We start from the raw sequence: 15,520 nt of genomic DNA, 5'->3' as shown, positions 1-15,520 counted from the left end.
GGCGGGCGCCGCCGGCCCGTGCTGCACAGCACGTGCGCCGGTCGGCCCCGGTCGTGCCGCCGAGCGGTGCAGCGTCCGCCCGCGCTCCCGCTCAGCCGAGCGAGCGCGACCGGGGCCCGGCGGGGTCGGTGGCGTCGAGCGCGTCCAGCGCGTCGAGCCGGTGGTCGACGAGCCAGCCCGAGAGCACGAGCGGCAGGCTCAGCCCGGCGAGCGGGACGAGCACCGTGAGCTGGGCGGCGACGACCGCCAGCGCGGCGAGCGTCACCAGGACCGCGAGCCCCGTCAGCGGGGACAGCAGGGGAGCGAGCGCGACGTAGCGCCAGGTCGCGAGCAGCCCGTCGTCGGACCGGCGGGTGACCGGGAACAGGTGCGCGAGCGCGACGGCCGACCACGCGCCGACGAGCGTGAGGCCGGCGAGCATCGCGCCCGCGACGGGACCGTCGGCGACCTGGACGACCGCGAGGTCCACCGCGAGCAGCACGCCGACGGCCCAGAACGGGACACCGAGCAGCGCGTGCCGGCGGAAGCCCGCGCGGTAGCCCGACCAGAAGTCGCGCCAGAGGTGCTCGGAGGGCTCGCCCGCGACGGCCCGGGCGAGCAACCGGCCACCCGACGCGAGCGCCGGGAACAGCCCCGCGAGGACCAGGCCGACGAGCGCGCCCGCGACGACGAGCAGGTTGACGGCCACGACGTGCGCGGCGACGCGCAGGAACACCATGACACGTCCGGCCCAGCCCGCTGCCTCGGTCATCGCCCGCTCGCCTCCCCGCTCGCGGCCCGGGGTCGCACCCCGCGCCGGCTCCCGTGCACGGCCCGCGCCGGCACCCGCCCGGGCACCGGGACCCGCTCCGTCGTCACGGCGTCAGTCCGGCAGCCGCGTGCCGAGGCTCGCGCGGCCGCGGCCGTCGAGCCCCGTGACGGACCACGCCGTGCGCTCCCGCACAGCGTCCCACGAGGAGAAGGCGACGCCGTCGAACGAGTCGGGGCCGCGCGTCCACGTGAAGCGCCCCTCGCCGTGCTCGCGCACGTGCGCGAGGTCGGCGGCGGTGACCGTGACCTCGCGCGAGGCGGTCACACCGGTCGTCGCGCCGTCGAACGTGACGACGTCCCAGCGGCCGACGAGCGCGTCGAGCCGGTCGGGGACGACCGGGCCGCCGCCGGGCACGCGCTCCTCGCGGATCCCCGCCCACGGCTGCGGCGAGACGACCGGCCAGCGCCCGTGCGTCCAGACGAGCCGGCGCACCTGCACCTCGTGCTGCGTCGGGTCGTCGCCGTCGCGCACGTGGTGCACGTAGAGCTGGTCGGCGCCGTCCGTCAGCACCGCGCCGTGGCCCGGGGCGAGCCACGTGCGCCCGCCCGCGAACCGGTGGCTCGCGAGGACCGTCGTCCCGACGAGCGCCGGGTCGGTCTCGGTGTCGGTCAGCTCGTGGCCGAGGAGGTCGTGGAACGGGCCCGTGACGTGCTCGCCCACGGCCGCGCGCACGTGGTACGTCGAGAACAGCGAGTCGTAGGAGACGAGCAGCGCGTGACCGCCGCCGGGCCGGGGGACCACGAACGCCCCCTCGACGGCGCCCTCGACGCTCGTGGGCCGGCGCGAGACGCACGTGCCGACGTCGCCGGGGCGCGCGGCCAGGCCGGTCCGCGCGTCGAGCGCGAGGACGTGGATGCCGCCGAAGAACGACCCGTAGACGAGCCAGTGGTTCCCGTCGTCGTCGACGACCGCGTTCGCGTCGATCGCGTTGGGCCCGGGGGTCTCGTGGCGGCTCGTCACGACGAGGCCGCGGTCCTCCCACGGGCCGAGCGGGTGCGCGGCGACGGCGAGCCCGATCGCGGAGGTCCGCGAGCCGAACGTCGACGCCGACCAGTACATGCGCCACTCGGTCGTCGTCGTCGCCGCCGTCGCCCGCACGCCGTCGCCGCCGCCGTCGCCACCGGAGCCCGAGCCGGAGCCGGCCCCGTCGTCGGGCGCCGCGACCGGCACCCGCACCACGTCGGGCGCCCACAGCCCGCTCGCGCCGGACCACGCCGCGCCGTCGGCCGGCACGCCCTCGAGCGCGTAGCCGGCGAACTCCCACGTCGCGAGGTCGGTCGAGCGCCGCACCTGGACGCCCGCACGGGGCGGGCCGCCGGCGTACGCGTCCGTCGAGAACAGGTAGTACACGCCGTCGTCGTCGCGCACCGCGGTCGGGTCGTGGGCGTGCCGGGGTCCCCAGCCGCTCGGGTCGGCCGGGTCGAGGATCGTCATGCTCAGCCCTTCGTGCCCGTGAGCGCGACGGACTCGATGATCTGCCGCTGGAAGATCAGGAAGACGACGAGGATCGGCAGCAGGGCCACGAACGACGCGCCCATGATGAGCGGGTAGTCGCGCTGCGTCGCGAACTCGACGTTGAGGTTGGCGATGACGACCTGCAGCGTCTGCCGCGACTCGGTGTTCAGGTACAGGATCGGCGCGAGGTAGTCGTTCCAGATCGCCATGAACCAGAGGATGAACTGCGCGGCGATCGCGGGCCGGATCATCGGCAGGATCATCACGCGGAAGATCTGCAGGTAGCTCGCGCCGTCGATCTTCGCGGCCTCGACGATCGAGTCCGGCACGGACTCGAGGTACTGCCGCAGGAAGAAGATCATGATGATGTTCCCGAACAGCAGCGGGACGATCAGCGGCAGCAGGGTGTCGACCCAGCCGATCTTCGCGAACATCACGAACTGCGGGATCATGATCGTCGGGAACGGGATCATCAGGCCCGAGAGCAGGCCGAGGAAGATCGCGTTCTTGAAGGGCAGCCGGAGCTTCGCGAGCGCGAACGCCGCGAGCGAGGACGTGATCGACCCGACGACCGTGACGGTGCCGGCCACGATGATGCTGTTCCGGAAGCCCGAGAGGATCGGGGCCTCGGACCACATGCGCGTGAACGTGTCCCACTGCGGCACGTCCGGGAACCACACCGGCGGCAGGGCGAAGACCTCGACCTTGGTCTTGATCGCGGTCGTGAACATCCACAGCAGCGGGGCGATCATGACGACGGCGCCGAGGATCAGCACCGCGAGCACGAGCCCGTTGACGAGGCGGTTCTGGGCGGCGACGCCCATGGAGTTTCTGCGGCTCATGTCAGGCCCTCACTCGATGCTGAAGCTGTTGCGCCGGTTCAGGCGGAACTGGACGACGGTGATGACGAAGACGAGGATCCCGAGCACGATCGACATCGCCGTGGCGTAGCCCATCTGCTGGTAGCGGAACGCCTGCCGGACGATGTACCAGACGATCGACGCGGAGCTGAACTCGGGTCCGCCGGTCGGCGTCATGATGTTGATCTCGGTGAAGATCTGCGACCCCGCGATGATGTTCGTGACGATGAGGAAGAACGTCACGGGACGCACCATCGGGAGCGTGATCGAGCGGAAGCGCTGGAACGCGTTCGCGCCGTCGAGCGCCGCGGCCTCGAGGAGCGACGAGGGGACCGACTGGATGGCCGCCAGGTACAGCAGCATCGAGTACCCCAGGCCCTTCCAGATGGCCATGAGGATGAGCGCGGGCTTGACGGTCGCGGTGTTCGCGAGCCAGTCCGGGCCCTGCACGCCGAACCACGAGAGCACCTGGTTCACGAGCCCGAAGTCGCCGTTGTAGGCGAACTGCCACACGATCGCGATCGCGGCGAGCGAGGAGATCACGGGGACGTAGTAGATGGTGCGCAGCGCGGTGCGCCCGGGGATCTTCCGGTTCAGGGCCAGCGCCAGCAGCATCGCGAGCACGAGCCCGATCGGGATCCCGATCATGTAGAAGAACGTGTTCCACAGCGAGGTGCGGAAGTACTCGTCGCTCAGCAGCCGCGTGTAGTTGTCGAGCCCGACGAACGTCATCGGCCCGAGGCCGTTCCAGCTCGTGAGCGACGCGTAGGCGGCGAACACGACCGGGTACACGGTGAAGAGCAGGAACCCGACGACGGGCGGCGCGACGAACGCCAGCGCCCAGCGGTGCTCGCTCTTGTGCAGGCGCCGGTTGGCCTGCTTGGCCCGCTGCTCGGGCGTCAGCTCCGGGCCGGGACCCGCGGGGCGGGACTTGTCGGCCGGGGCGGAGATGCTCGCGGTCTGCGTCATCTGGGTGACCTTTCCTCCGGTCCCCGCCGCCCGCCCTGACGTGCGGCGGGCGGCGGGGACGTGGGGTGCGGGGACGTCAGCGTCCGGCTGCGGCCTGCTCGGCCGTCGCGTTCGACTCGTCGAGCAGGGACTGCATCTTCGGCTGCGTCTCCGCGAGGTAGTCGGCGGCGGTCTGCTTGCCGTCGATCACGGGCTGGATGTTGGTCCACAGCTCGTCGTACCACTGGGCGCCGTAGGTGTAGGCCGCGGGCATCGCGCGCCCGTAGTCCTGCACGATGTCCAGGAACTCCTTGCGGTTGGCGGGCTCGGCGTCGGGCGCCGCGGCCCACTCCTCCGCCATGTCGACCAGGTTCGGGACCTGGATCCCGGCGTCGACGAGCGTCTGCTGCGCCGCGGCGTCGGCCGAGAGGTAGGTGACGAGCTTGACGGCGTCCTCGGGCAGCTTCGTCGTGTTGGACACGCCGATGCCGAGCGAGCCGATCCACGTCGCGGACTCACCGGTCTCGCCGGCGGGCCAGGGGATGAGGTCGTAGTCGAAGTCGAGCTCGTTGTAGACGCTGACGTCCCACGGGCCGACGGGGAAGAAGGCGATCTCGCCGGCCATCCACCGCTGGTAGGTGTCGAGCGTCGCGGCCTCGGACGCCGACGGCGTGACCCCGTGCACGTTGGTGAGGTCGGCGAACCACTGGAGCGCCTCGGCGAACTCGGGGGTGTCGACGGTGACCTCGGTGCGGTCCTCGTTGACCCAGTCGCCGCCGTTGCTCCACACGAGCGACTGCAGGTTCCACTGGACGTTGAGGCCGGTGCCCCACTGGTCGAGCGCGCCGTCGCCGTCGGTGTCCTTGGTCAGCTGCTTGGTCACCTGGACGAACTCGTCGAGCGTGTACGGCTTGTCGGGGTCCGGCAGCGGGATGCCGTTGGCCTCGAGCATCGTCTTGTTGTAGCCGAACGCGAACGGGCCGACGTCCTTGGGCAGCCCGTACAGCGCGCCGTCGGGCGTGCCCTGGAGCTCGCCGTCGAAGCGGTAGGAGTCGACGCCGTACTCCCACATGTTGTCGAGGTCGACGCCGCTGGCCTCGACCTCCTCCGTGATGTCCGCCAGGACGCCCGAGGAGACGTACGACTGCAGGTTGGCCTGCTCGATGTAGAACACGTCCGGGACCTTGTTGCCGGCGACGGCGGCCTGGAGCTTGGTGGCGTACTGGTCCGCGTCGGTCACGATCATGTCGACCTTCACGCCGGTGTCCGCCGTGAACTTCTTGATGGCTGTCTCGTAGGCCGTCTTCTCGTCCGGGCCCCCGCGGAACATGAACGTGAGCTTCTTCTCGCCGTCGTCCGTCGCGCCGCCGCCGCTGCTGCACGCGGTGAGGGCGAGCGTGCCGGCCAGTGCCGCGCACACGGACAAGGACAGGAGCCTCGTCTTCTTCATCTGTGCCTGCCTCCCATATCCCAAGGATCTGCGAGGTCACCACTTCGCGACCGGCGCGGGGCCGGTCAGGGTCGTCGTTGACCTCACTGCTCGTCGACGCTGGTCTACAACGTCGTTCTACAACGTTGCACAACATGACACGTTCCCGACCGGGTGGTCAAGCCACGATCGGGTAACGGTACGTCCGGGCAGTCGCCGGACCCGGGGCTCGTCCGCTGTGCGCCGGTCGCGCGTCCACCCGTCGAGCGGTCCGCGCCGGAGCTCGACCTCCTCGGCGACCGGCCCGAGCTCCACCCCCGCGGCTTGACCGAGGGGGGCGCGGTCGGCATGATGCGTCTACAACGATGTAGAGAATGAACCCGCGAAGGAGCTGGTCGTCATGGCGCTGCTGGCGCCCACTCCGCCCATGGGCTGGAACGGCTGGGACTGCTACGGGACCACCGTCACCGAGGCCGAGGTGCTCGCCAACGCGCGCTTCCTCGCCGAGCACCTGCTGCCCACCGGCTGGGACACCGTCGTCGTGGACATCGCCTGGTACGACCCGACGGCGCGTGCGCACGGCTACAACGCCGGCGCCCCGCTCGCGCTCGACGCGCACGGCCGCCAGCTCCCCGCCGAGAACCGGTTCCCGTCCGCCGCCGGCGGCCACGGGTTCCGGCCGCTCGCCGACGCGCTGCACGCGCTCGACCTGCGCTTCGGCGTGCACGTCATGCGCGGCATCCCGCGCCTCGCGGTCGAGCGCGACCTGCCCGTGCACGGCACCACGTGGACCGCGCGCGACGCCGCCGACACGAGCTCGACGTGCGCGTGGAACCCCGACAACTACGGGCTCGACCACGACCACCCGGCGGCCCAGGCCTACCTCGACGGGCAGGTCGCGCAGCTCGCCGGCTGGGGCGTCGACCTCGTCAAGGTCGACGACATGCTCGCGCCCTACCACTCGCGTGCGATCGAGGCGTGGGCGACGGCGATCGAGCGGAGCGGCCGGGACATCGTGCTGTCGCTCTCGCCGGGCACCCACCTGTCGACCGCGCACCTCGACCACCTGCGCGGCCGCGCGCAGATGTGGCGGATCTCCGACGACCTGTGGGACCGCTGGGAGGACGTGCACGCCCAGCTCACGCGCCTCGCCCGGTGGGCCCCGCACCAGCGCCCCGGGGCGTGGGCCGACGCCGACATGCTGCCGCTCGGGCGCATCGGCATCCGCGCCGAGCGCGGCGAGGACCGCCAGAGCCGGCTGACCCCCGACGAGCAGCGCACGCTCCTGACGCTCTGGGTCATGGCGCGCTCGCCGCTCATGATGGGCGGCGACCTGCCCACGAGCGACCCCGCCACGGTCGCGCTGCTCGCGAACCCCGCCGTCGGGCACGTGCTGCGGACCGGGCAGGACGGCCGCGAGCTGCTGCGAGAGGACCTCGGCGACGGCGAGCTCGTCGTGTGGTCCGCGCACGCGCCGACGACCCGCACCCGCTACGTCGCCGTGTTCTGGACGGGGAGCGCGCCGCGGCGGCACGCACTGCCGCTCGCGTCGGTCGTCGGGCACCCGCCGGCGCCCGCGACGTGGACCGTGCGCGACCTGTGGGACCTGGGCGAGCGCCCGGTGCCGCACGCGACGTGCCCCGCCGACGACGACCTGGACCTCGACCTGCCCCCGCACGGCGTGCGCTGGCTCGCGCTCGACGCGGGCTGACCCGGGGAACCGGGGCCCGCGGGGCACGACCGCGCGCACCCACGACCGCGCCCACCCCACGCACCGCACGACCCGCACGCCCCGACCGGCGTCCCTCGCCGCACGCACGACCCCCGACCCGACAAGGAGCACGCATGCTGCCCGTCTCTCTGACCGTCGACCCGGCCTTCCGGGTCGGCCCCGTCCGGCGCCGGACCTTCGGGTCCTTCGTCGAGCACCTGGGCCGGTGCGTGTACACCGGCATCCACGACCCGGGGCACCCGACCGCCGACGAGGACGGGTTCCGCGGCGACGTCATCGCGCTCACGCGCGAGCTCGGCATCTCGACCGTGCGCTACCCGGGCGGCAACTTCGTGTCCGGGTACCGCTGGGAGGACGGCATCGGCCCGCGCGACCAGCGCCCGACGCGACTCGACGTCGCGTGGCACTCGTCGGACCCGAACCTCGTGGGCGTCGACGAGTTCATGCGCTGGACGAAGAAGTCCGGCACCGAGGCGATGATGGCGGTCAACCTCGGTACGCGCGGGATCCAGGAGGCCATGGACCTGCTCGAGTACTGCAACGTCCCCGGTGGCACCCGCTTGTCGGACCTGCGCCGGGCCAACGGCGCACCCGACCCGTACCGCGTGACGATGTGGTGCCTCGGCAACGAGATGGACGGGCCGTGGCAGCTCGGGCAGATGTCCGCGTACGAGTACGGCCGGCTCGCGGCGCGCACCGCGGCCGGGATGCGGATGATCGACCCGAACATCGAGCTCGTCGCGTGCGGCTCGTCGGGCGTCGTGATGCCGACGTTCGGCGAGTGGGAGCGCATAGTGCTGCAGGAGGCGTACGAGCAGGTCGACTACATCTCGGCCCACGCGTACTACTGGGAGGAGGACGGCGACCTCGGGTCGTTCCTCGCGAGCGCGGTCGACATGGACCACTTCGTGGAGTCCGTGACCGCGACCGCCGACTCGGTGCGCGCGCACAAGAAGGTCGCCAAGCGCGTGCACATCTCGTTCGACGAGTGGAACGTCTGGTACCAGGACCGCGCCGAGTCCCGCCCGCCGACGGGCGACGACTGGCCGGTCGCCCCGGTGCTGCTCGAGGACCGGTACAACGTCGCCGACGCCGTCGTGGTCGGCAACCTGCTCATCTCGCTGCTGCGGCACACCGACCGCGTGCACTCCGCGAGCCTCGCGCAGCTCGTCAACGCGATCGCGCCGATCATGACCGAGCCCGGCGGGCGGTCGTGGCGCCAGACGATCTTCCACCCCTTCGCCCAGGCGTCGGCGTTCGCGTCCGGCGAGGTGCTCCGGGTCGCGATCGAGGCCCCGACGTACGAGACCGCGAAGTTCGGCGACGTGCCCGTGGCCGACGCCGTCGCGACGTGGGACGCCGAGACCGGCGCGCTCGCGCTGTTCGCGGTCAACCGCTCGACCACCGACACCGTCGAGATGACGGTCGACGTGCGCTCGCTGCCCGGCCTGACCCGGGTCGTCGACGCGACCTCGCTGTCCAACCCGGACCACACGTGGCAGGCCACGGCGGACGACTCGACGAGCGTGCTCCCGCGCACGAATCCGAGCGTCAAGCTCGACTCCGGGACGCTGACCGTCGAGGTCCCGCCGGTGTCGTGGAACACCGTCCGGCTGGGCATCTGATGGACCGGCACGCGACCCGGCCCGGCGGCGGGGCCGCCGTCCGGAGCGTCGTGCGTCGGCTCGCCGGGACCGCCGCCGCGCTCGCGCTCGCGACCGGGCTGGTCGCGTGCACGCCGGGCGGCGACGGGTCCGTGCCCGCACCCACGCCGACCGGGCCGGCGGCGACGGCGCTCGAGCTCACGGGCGACCTGCGCACGCACGACCCGGCGCTCGTCGCCGGCGAGGACGGCGAGCCCTGGTACGTGTTCTCGACGGGCGACCAGCGCGTCGGGCTCGGCTCGATCCAGGTCCGCACGTCGCCCGACGGCCGCGAGTGGGCCGAGGCCGGCACGGTCTGGAAGGCGTCGACCCGGCCGGAGTGGGTGTACGAGCAGATCCCGGGCGTGAGCAACTTCTGGGCGCCCGAGCTCGTCGAGAACGACGGCACCTGGTACCTCTACTACTCGGCGTCGACGTTCGGCTCGAACCGCTCGCTCATCGGGCTCTACACGAACACGACGCTCGACCCCGCCGACCCGGCCTACGCGTGGGTCGACCAGGGCGAGGTCTGGCGCTCGACGCCCGGGGAGACCGACTACAACGCGATCGACGCGGGGATCGTCGAGGACGCCGACGGCACGCCGTGGATGGCGTTCGGCTCCTTCTGGGGCGGCATCCAGCTCGTCGAGCTGTCCTGGCCGAGCGGCAAGCCGGCCGACCCCGCCGCCGAGCCGGTCCCCATCGCGTCGCGCAGCGGGCAGCCGAACCAGATCGAGGCGCCGTACCTCGTCGCGCGCGACGGCTGGTACTACCTGTTCGTCTCGCGCGACGCGTGCTGCCAGGGCACGGACTCGACGTACAACATGGCGGTCGGGCGCTCGCGCGAGATCACCGGGCCCTACGTCGACCGCGACGGCACGGACCTGCTCGACGACGGCGGGACCCCGCTGCTCGCGACGCGCGGCGACATGGTCGGCCCCGGCGGGCAGTCCGTCTCGGCCGGGCACCTGGCGTTCCACTACTACGACGCGAGCCTCGGCGGGGAGCCGCAGCTCGCGATCCGCGAGCTCGCATGGGACGACGAGGGGTGGCCGGTCGCGACGACCGCCGAGGAGCAGGCAGCAGACGCCGCGGGCGCGGACGAGGGGTGATGCGGGGCTGACCGCACCGGGGACTGCCCGGGTGGCGGGTCGCGACGCGGCGACCCGTGACCCGGCGGACCGGGGGAGCGGCGCCTCAGCAGCCGCCGCCGTCGCCCCCGCCGCCGCCACCACCGCCGAAGTCGCCGCCGCCCCAGCCGGACCCGGCGTCGCCCGCCGAGCCGTACCAGGCGCCGGCCCCGGCGCCGCCGATCCACGACGCGTCACGCCGGGCCGATCCCGAGCGCGGCCGACCGCCCCCGGCGCGGCTCCCGCGCGACACCGCGGTCCCGATCACGGACACCAGCACGACCGCACCGACGAACACGAGAAACAGCGTGAGCTCCATGACCGCTCCCTCCGTCCGGCAGGACGTCCGGCCCGCAGGACCGGCGCGACCGCGGCACCGTCGCCGCCCGCGGCCCGACGCCCCGGTGTGCGAGAAGGCTAGGGCCGGCGGCGGGACGGCGTCGAGGGTCAGGCGGCGGTCGTGACGCGTCCGGCCTCCGCGGAGGGCGCGGAGCCGGACGGCGACGCCGCGGCGTGCCACCACACGGTGTGACGCGGCGCGGCGGGGCGGGCGTCAGGGGCGGCGACCATACTGGCGACATGGTCGAGGTCGTCACGCTGCTCACCGCCGTGGTCAGCGCCACCGCCGCCGCGGTGAGCGCGTGGGTCGCGGTCGCGCAGTGGCGCGAGAGCAGGGCCGCGCGCGCGGCCGGTGGGGCCGGCGGAGCCGCGCCGGGCGATGCCGTCGTCGGTGACGGGCGCGGGGGAGCGGGCGCCCGACCGGGGGACCGTCCGGGCCGGCCGGACGTCGGGGGCGACGTCGACGGACCGGGTCGCCCCGGCACGGGAGGTCGCGAGCCCGAGCCCGGCCGCGCCGACCAGCCCGGACCGCCCGACCGCCCGGGGGAGCCGGCGCCGGCCGGCCCCGGTGGGCCGGCCGGGTCGCGCCCGCCGACCGACTGGGTGCTGCCCCGGTCGCTCGACGAGGGCGACGCGACGGAGACCGCGGCGCGCCCACCGTCCCCGTCGCGCACGCTCGCGGCCGCCTCCGGGGTCGCGGCCGTGTGCCTCGCGCTCACCGCGGCCGCGCTCGTCGGCTACGCGCTCGAGGAGCAGGACCGTGCGGCCGCCGAGGGGCTCGCCGGGACGCTGCTCAGCGTCGCGATGCTCCTCAGCGTGTGCGGTGCCGGGCTCGCCACGTACGTCATCGCGACCCGGCGCTCGCGCACCGCGCGGGACCAGCGCCGGGCCGCGCTCGCCTTCGCGGGCTCGCTCGCGCCGTGGATCGCGCTCACGGTCCTCGACCTCGTGCGCGGGCTCGCGGGCTGACCCGCGGCGCCACCGCTCAGGCGTCGGCCGTGCCGGTCGCCGCCTCGCGCCGCAGCGCGCGCTCGAGCACGAAGTCGTCCTCGAGCCGGTCGCCGACGAGGAACTGCTTGGTCCCGACGACCTCGAACCCCGCCCGCCGGTAGAACGCCTGCGCGCGCAGGTTCAGCTGGTTGACGCCGAGCCACACGCCCGCCGCCCCGGTGCGCCGGGCGGCGTCGATCGTCGCGGCCATGAGCAGCGTCGCGATGCCCTGCCCGTGGTGGCCCGGCAGCACGTAGCACTTGGACAGCTCGACGGTCGGGTGCAGGCGGACGGCCGCGCGCACGTCGGCGTCGGCGGGCTCGCCCTCGACGAGCATCGTGTAGCCGACGGGCTGGGGAACCGCGTCGTCGTGCGCGACGAGCAGGGTGCGCGCCGGGTCGGCGAGGTACTCCGCGAACCGCTCGGGGGACAGGACCGTCGCGATGAACGCCTGCTGCGACTCGCGGGTCGACCCCGGCGGGCACGCGAGCGGGAACGTGATCGCGGCCAGGGCGGCGAGCGCGTCGCCGTCGTCCGGCACCGCGCGGCGCACGCGCGCGCTCACGGGCGCACCGCCCGCCGGATCGCCCGGAACACCAGGCCGCCGACCCACGCGAGCCCGGCCAGGCTCGCCGCGTTGACGCCGCGCCGCGCCGCGCGCCGGCGGCCCCGGAACTCGCGGATCGGCCAGCCGACCTCGCGCGCGTGCCGGCGCAGGCGCCCGTCCGGGTTGATCGCGCACGGGAAGCCGACCTCGGAGAGGATCGGCACGTCGTTCGTCGAGTCGCCGTACGCGTACGACTGCGTGAGGTCGAGCCCGTCGCGCTCCGCGAGCGTCCGCACCGCGCAGGCCTTGGCCTCGCCGTGCAGCAGGTCGCCGACGAGGTAGCCGGTGTAGAAGCCGTCCTTGTGCTCGGCGATCGTGCCGAGCGCGCCGGTCACGCCGAGCCGGCGCGCGATGAGCTCGCCGACCTCGACCGGGGTGGCCGTGACGAGCCACACCTGGTGCCCGGCGGCGATGTGCTCGTCGAGGAGCTTCTGCGTGCCCGGGTAGATCCGCAGGCACAGCACCTCGTCGTACACGTCCTCGGCGATGGCCGTGACCTCGGCGACCGAGTGCCCGGTCATGATCGACAGCGCGCGCGAGCGCACCTCGTCGATCTGGCCGAGGTTCTCCCCGAAGAGCTGGTAGCGGGACTGGTGCAGCCCGAACGAGAGCAGGTCGCGCTTGCGGAAGAACCCGCGGCGGTACAGGCCCACGGCGAGGTGGAAGGCGCTCGCACCGCGGATGATCGTGTTGTCGACGTCGAAGAACGCGCCGACCCGGGGCCGGGTCCCGGCGTCCACCTCCTCGGCGCCCGCGTCCGGGGTCGCGGGGTGCGCGCGCCCGGCGGCTCGAGGTGGGGCGTCGGGCGCCGCCACGATGTGCGGGACGACGGCCGCACCGGCGGCGGCGACCTCGTCGGGCGTTGTCGGCTCGGGCACCCCGTCACTCTAACGAGCCGTCCTAGGGTGGGGGACGTGCACCCCGTCGACCCGTCCGAGACCGCCCCCGGCGCCGCTCCACGCGCCCCCGGGGCTCCGGTGCCCGCGCGCGTCGTGCTCTACGGCCGCGCGGGCTGCCACCTGTGCGACGAGGCCCGCGAGCTCGTGCGCCGCGTGTGCGCGGAGTCGGGCGACGGCTGGCGCGAGGTCGACGTCGACGAGCCGGGCGCGCCGCCGCTCGCGAACGGCGAGGCGGTGCTCGACGCGTACGGCGAGCTCGTGCCGGTCGTCGAGGTCGACGGCGTCCGCCAGGGCTACTGGCGCATCGACGCCGACCGCGTCCGCACGGCTCTCGCTGCGGGGGCCCCGACGTCCTAACCTGACCCGAGGACCACCTCGGGAGGTCAGTGATGGGCGCCCCTCCGCCCGGCTCCACCGACGCACCGCCGCGCGACGCCGCGCCGCTCGTGCGCCCCGCGGCGCGCACCGTGCCGCCCTCGACGGTCGCCCGGCTCCCCGGGTACCTGCGCGCGCTCGCCGAGGTCGAGGCCCAGGGGGTCCGGACGGCGTCGTCGGACGCGCTCGCGGACGTCGCCGGCGTGAGCCCCGCGCAGCTGCGCAAGGACCTGTCGTTCCTCGGCTCGCACGGCACGCGCGGGGTGGGCTACGACGTCGCGCACCTGCGCGGGCAGATCGGCGTGGTCCTCGGGCTCACGCGCCAGCGCCCGGTCGTCATCGTGGGGCTCGGGAACCTCGGGCACGCGCTCGCGAACTACCCGGGCTTCACCGAGCGGGGCTTCGTCGTCGTGGGGCTCGTGGACGCCGACCCGCACGTCGTGGGCACCCAGGTCGCCGGGCTGCGGGTCGAGCCCGCCGAGCGGCTCGCGGACGTCGTGCGGGAGGGCGGCGCGACGATGGCGGTCATCACGGTCCCGGCCGGCGCGGCGCAGGACGTGTGCGACCGGCTCGTCGCGGCGGGCGTGCGGGGGATCCTCAACTTCGCGCCGCGCGCGCTCCAGGTGCCGGACGGCGTCGACGTGCGCTCGGTCGACCTCGGCTCGGAGCTGCAGATCCTCGCGTTCCACGACCAGGCGCGGTCGATGTCCTGAGCCGCCTGCGGTGGTCCCGCGGGCGGCCGGGGCGTGTGTCGCGCGGGGCGGCCGCGCGAGCCTGGCCGGCCCACGACGACCGAGGTCGTGGCCGGGCGGTGACGGACCTCGGGCGCGGCGACCGGGGGGACGGTCGCAACGCCCGAGGAGGCTGCGGTGCGCACGTGGGTGCGCGGGGCCCTGCAGGCCCGGTGGAGCGGGGTCAGGCGGGTGTCACGCCTGCTTGATGACCGAGGCGTCGATCGTGATGACGACCTTGTCGCTGACGAGCACGCCGCCGGCCTCGAGGGCCGCGTTCCAGGTGAGCCCGAAGTCCTTGCGCGAGATCGTCGTCGTGGCCTCGAACCCGGCGCGCGTGTTGCCGAACGGGTCGACCGCGGAGCCGTTGAACTCGGTCGCGAGCTCGACCTCGCGCGTCACGCCGTGGATCGTGAGGTCGCCGACGATGACGTAGCCCGAGCCGGTCGGGCGCACCGCGGTCGAGGCGAAGCTCCACTCGCCGAACTTCTCGACGTCGAAGAAGTCGGCCGTCTTGAGGTGGCCGTCGCGGCCGGCGTCGCCAGTGCTGATCGTCGCGGGGTCGAGCGACACGGTGACGGACGTCGAGTCGAGGTCCTCGCCGACGACGACGGTGCCGGACGTGACGGCGACGGTCCCGCGGACCTTGGAGATGCCGGCGTGGCGGACCGTGAAGGCGGCCTCGGTGTGCGAGGCGTCGACGGCCCAGGTGCCCGTGGTGAGGCCGGTGGGGAGGGCGGTGGTGGTGCTGCTCATGGTGATCTCCTCGGGAGGCGTTTACTTGAACCGTCAAGAATCCGTTAGTTGACATTTCTACTACACTGAGTCGAGGCGCGCAAGCCCCTAGCGTGGGCCTCTCGACCCCCCGACGCCCGCCCGGTGCGCCCCACCCCCGCGCCGCCACGCGCACGAGCACCCCGAGCCCGACCCGGAGACCCCCATGACCAGCACCGACGCCCCGACCGAGCGCGCGAGCAGGCGAGCGGCGAGCACCGACGTGCGCTGGCTCTCAGCCGAGGAGCAGACGCACTGGCGGGCCTTCCGCGACGGCACCGCCCTGCTGCTCGACGTGCTCGGCCGCGAGCTCGACGACGACAGCGGCCTCTCGCTCGGTGAGTACGAGGTCCTCGTCCGGCTGTCGGAGGCGCCGGACCGCACGCTGCGCATGTCCGAGCTCGCCGGGGAGCTCGCGCACTCGCGCAGCCGCCTCACGCACACGATCCGGCGCATGGAGAGCGACGGCCTCGTCGCACGCACGCCGTGCGCCGAGGACGCGCGCGGCGTCAACTGCACGATGACCGACGCCGGCTGGCAGCGGATCGTCGACGCCGCGCCCGGTCACGTCGAGGCGGTGCGGGCCAACCTCGTCGACGTCCTGACCCCCGCGCAGCTCGCGGCGCTCGGCGAGGCGATGGGCGTCGTCATCGAGCACCTGCGCAGCGCGGGCGGCCCGCGGTCGTCGGCCGGGGGCTCCGGGGGCCGCGCCCGTCGCTAGCCCGTCGCTGAACCGGCGCGCGGCGGATGGTTCCCGCCGCGGACGTCGCCCATCTCACGCCCCCGTCGGACCCAGC

Annotated in this window: 16 protein-coding genes; 7 read left to right on the top strand and 9 right to left on the bottom strand. The window is 74.0% G+C overall.

What is annotated here, in order from left to right:
- Positions 1–91: 91 nt before the first annotated feature.
- From CCE01nite_RS01845 to CCE01nite_RS01825, 5 genes are all read right to left on the bottom strand, one after another.
- Positions 92–751: a YesL family protein gene (locus CCE01nite_RS01845; protein ID WP_084142926.1), complete on the bottom strand. Its 660-nt coding sequence runs from the start codon at positions 749–751 to the stop codon at positions 92–94.
- Between the two features lie 111 nt (positions 752–862).
- A complete protein-coding gene (locus CCE01nite_RS01840; protein ID WP_034634390.1) occupies positions 863–2,245 on the bottom strand; it encodes an arabinan endo-1,5-alpha-L-arabinosidase in 1,383 nt (460 codons plus the stop codon).
- Positions 2,246–2,247: 2 nt separating this feature from the next.
- The gene (locus CCE01nite_RS01835) at positions 2,248–3,108 is read right to left on the bottom strand and encodes a carbohydrate ABC transporter permease (RefSeq protein WP_211254599.1); all 861 of its coding nucleotides are present in this window, start codon (positions 3,106–3,108) and stop codon (positions 2,248–2,250) included.
- Between the two features lie 9 nt (positions 3,109–3,117).
- The gene (locus CCE01nite_RS01830; RefSeq protein ID WP_084142927.1) at positions 3,118–4,095 is read right to left on the bottom strand and encodes a carbohydrate ABC transporter permease; all 978 of its coding nucleotides are present in this window, start codon (positions 4,093–4,095) and stop codon (positions 3,118–3,120) included.
- Positions 4,096–4,171: 76 nt separating this feature from the next.
- Positions 4,172–5,524, bottom strand: a complete 1,353-nt coding sequence (locus CCE01nite_RS01825; RefSeq protein ID WP_034634395.1) for an ABC transporter substrate-binding protein — start codon at positions 5,522–5,524, stop codon at positions 4,172–4,174.
- A gap of 379 nt (positions 5,525–5,903) precedes the next feature.
- On the opposite strand from CCE01nite_RS01825, the gene CCE01nite_RS01820 reads away from it, so the two are divergent.
- The 3 genes from CCE01nite_RS01820 (at position 5,904) to CCE01nite_RS01810 (ending at position 9,990) form a co-directional block, all read left to right on the top strand.
- Positions 5,904–7,214, top strand: a complete 1,311-nt coding sequence (locus CCE01nite_RS01820) for a glycoside hydrolase family 27 protein (protein WP_246056272.1) — start codon at positions 5,904–5,906, stop codon at positions 7,212–7,214.
- Between the two features lie 134 nt (positions 7,215–7,348).
- Positions 7,349–8,860: an arabinosylfuranosidase ArfA gene (arfA, locus tag CCE01nite_RS01815; protein ID WP_034634400.1), complete on the top strand. Its 1,512-nt coding sequence runs from the start codon at positions 7,349–7,351 to the stop codon at positions 8,858–8,860.
- Positions 8,860–9,990 carry an arabinan endo-1,5-alpha-L-arabinosidase gene (locus CCE01nite_RS01810; RefSeq protein ID WP_084142928.1) on the top strand — a complete coding sequence of 377 codons (1,131 nt, stop codon included), beginning with the start codon at positions 8,860–8,862 and terminating at the stop codon, positions 9,988–9,990. The genes arfA and CCE01nite_RS01810 overlap by 1 nt, the downstream gene beginning before the upstream one ends.
- An 85-nt stretch (positions 9,991–10,075) precedes the next feature.
- Here the strand turns inward: CCE01nite_RS01810 and CCE01nite_RS01805 are convergent, their stop codons facing one another.
- On the bottom strand, positions 10,076–10,327 hold the full coding sequence (locus tag CCE01nite_RS01805) for a hypothetical protein (RefSeq protein ID WP_034634402.1): 252 nt from the start codon (positions 10,325–10,327) through the stop codon (positions 10,076–10,078).
- Between the two features lie 260 nt (positions 10,328–10,587).
- Here CCE01nite_RS01805 and CCE01nite_RS01800 point away from each other — a divergent pair, with 260 nt between their 5' ends.
- Complete coding sequence (locus tag CCE01nite_RS01800; protein WP_141371900.1) at positions 10,588–11,316, top strand: hypothetical protein; 729 nt, start codon at positions 10,588–10,590, stop codon at positions 11,314–11,316.
- A gap of 16 nt (positions 11,317–11,332) precedes the next feature.
- On the opposite strand, the gene CCE01nite_RS01795 is transcribed toward CCE01nite_RS01800, so the two are convergent.
- Positions 11,333–11,902: a GNAT family N-acetyltransferase gene (locus CCE01nite_RS01795; protein WP_141371899.1), complete on the bottom strand. Its 570-nt coding sequence runs from the start codon at positions 11,900–11,902 to the stop codon at positions 11,333–11,335.
- Positions 11,899–12,684 carry an HAD family hydrolase gene (locus CCE01nite_RS01790; protein ID WP_034634625.1) on the bottom strand — a complete coding sequence of 262 codons (786 nt, stop codon included), beginning with the start codon at positions 12,682–12,684 and terminating at the stop codon, positions 11,899–11,901. Before CCE01nite_RS01790 ends, CCE01nite_RS01795 begins: the two co-directional genes overlap by 4 nt.
- Positions 12,685–12,858: 174 nt before the next feature.
- Between CCE01nite_RS01790 and CCE01nite_RS01785 the strand changes: the two genes are divergently transcribed.
- On the top strand, positions 12,859–13,200 hold the full coding sequence (locus CCE01nite_RS01785; RefSeq protein WP_307722705.1) for a glutaredoxin family protein: 342 nt from the start codon (positions 12,859–12,861) through the stop codon (positions 13,198–13,200).
- A gap of 32 nt (positions 13,201–13,232) precedes the next feature.
- Positions 13,233–13,931: a redox-sensing transcriptional repressor Rex gene (locus CCE01nite_RS01780; RefSeq protein ID WP_052104457.1), complete on the top strand. Its 699-nt coding sequence runs from the start codon at positions 13,233–13,235 to the stop codon at positions 13,929–13,931.
- 213 nt (positions 13,932–14,144) lie between these two features.
- Here CCE01nite_RS01780 and CCE01nite_RS01775 read toward each other — a convergent pair whose 3' ends face one another.
- Positions 14,145–14,705: a YceI family protein gene (locus tag CCE01nite_RS01775; protein WP_034634617.1), complete on the bottom strand. Its 561-nt coding sequence runs from the start codon at positions 14,703–14,705 to the stop codon at positions 14,145–14,147.
- Positions 14,706–14,889: 184 nt separating this feature from the next.
- Here CCE01nite_RS01775 and CCE01nite_RS01770 point away from each other — a divergent pair, with 184 nt between their 5' ends.
- Positions 14,890–15,444, top strand: coding sequence for a MarR family winged helix-turn-helix transcriptional regulator (locus CCE01nite_RS01770; RefSeq protein ID WP_052104456.1), 555 nt, complete (start codon positions 14,890–14,892; stop codon positions 15,442–15,444).
- The last annotated feature ends 76 nt before the right edge of the window (positions 15,445–15,520 follow it).

Source organism: Cellulomonas cellasea (assembly GCF_006538745.1).
In the GTDB taxonomy this organism is placed as follows: Bacteria; Actinomycetota; Actinomycetes; order Actinomycetales; family Cellulomonadaceae; genus Cellulomonas_A; species Cellulomonas_A cellasea.
Note: the sequence above shows the minus strand (reverse complement) of the source record. Positions and strands in the feature narration are given on the sequence as shown.

Coding starts and splice junctions, on each gene's coding strand:
- CCE01nite_RS01810 (WP_084142928.1), top strand. CDS start 8,860: ATGGACCGGCACGCGACCCGGCCCGGCGGCGGGGCCGCCGTCCGGAGC.
- CCE01nite_RS01825 (WP_034634395.1), bottom strand. CDS start 5,524: ATGAAGAAGACGAGGCTCCTGTCCTTGTCCGTGTGCGCGGCACTGGCC.
- CCE01nite_RS01770 (WP_052104456.1), top strand. CDS start 14,890: ATGACCAGCACCGACGCCCCGACCGAGCGCGCGAGCAGGCGAGCGGCG.
- CCE01nite_RS01820 (WP_246056272.1), top strand. CDS start 5,904: ATGGCGCTGCTGGCGCCCACTCCGCCCATGGGCTGGAACGGCTGGGAC.
- CCE01nite_RS01780 (WP_052104457.1), top strand. CDS start 13,233: ATGGGCGCCCCTCCGCCCGGCTCCACCGACGCACCGCCGCGCGACGCC.
- CCE01nite_RS01845 (WP_084142926.1), bottom strand. CDS start 751: ATGACCGAGGCAGCGGGCTGGGCCGGACGTGTCATGGTGTTCCTGCGC.
- CCE01nite_RS01805 (WP_034634402.1), bottom strand. CDS start 10,327: ATGGAGCTCACGCTGTTTCTCGTGTTCGTCGGTGCGGTCGTGCTGGTG.
- CCE01nite_RS01835 (WP_211254599.1), bottom strand. CDS start 3,108: ATGAGCCGCAGAAACTCCATGGGCGTCGCCGCCCAGAACCGCCTCGTC.
- arfA (WP_034634400.1), top strand. CDS start 7,349: ATGCTGCCCGTCTCTCTGACCGTCGACCCGGCCTTCCGGGTCGGCCCC.
- CCE01nite_RS01800 (WP_141371900.1), top strand. CDS start 10,588: ATGGTCGAGGTCGTCACGCTGCTCACCGCCGTGGTCAGCGCCACCGCC.
- CCE01nite_RS01775 (WP_034634617.1), bottom strand. CDS start 14,705: ATGAGCAGCACCACCACCGCCCTCCCCACCGGCCTCACCACGGGCACC.
- CCE01nite_RS01840 (WP_034634390.1), bottom strand. CDS start 2,245: ATGACGATCCTCGACCCGGCCGACCCGAGCGGCTGGGGACCCCGGCAC.
- CCE01nite_RS01830 (WP_084142927.1), bottom strand. CDS start 4,095: ATGACGCAGACCGCGAGCATCTCCGCCCCGGCCGACAAGTCCCGCCCC.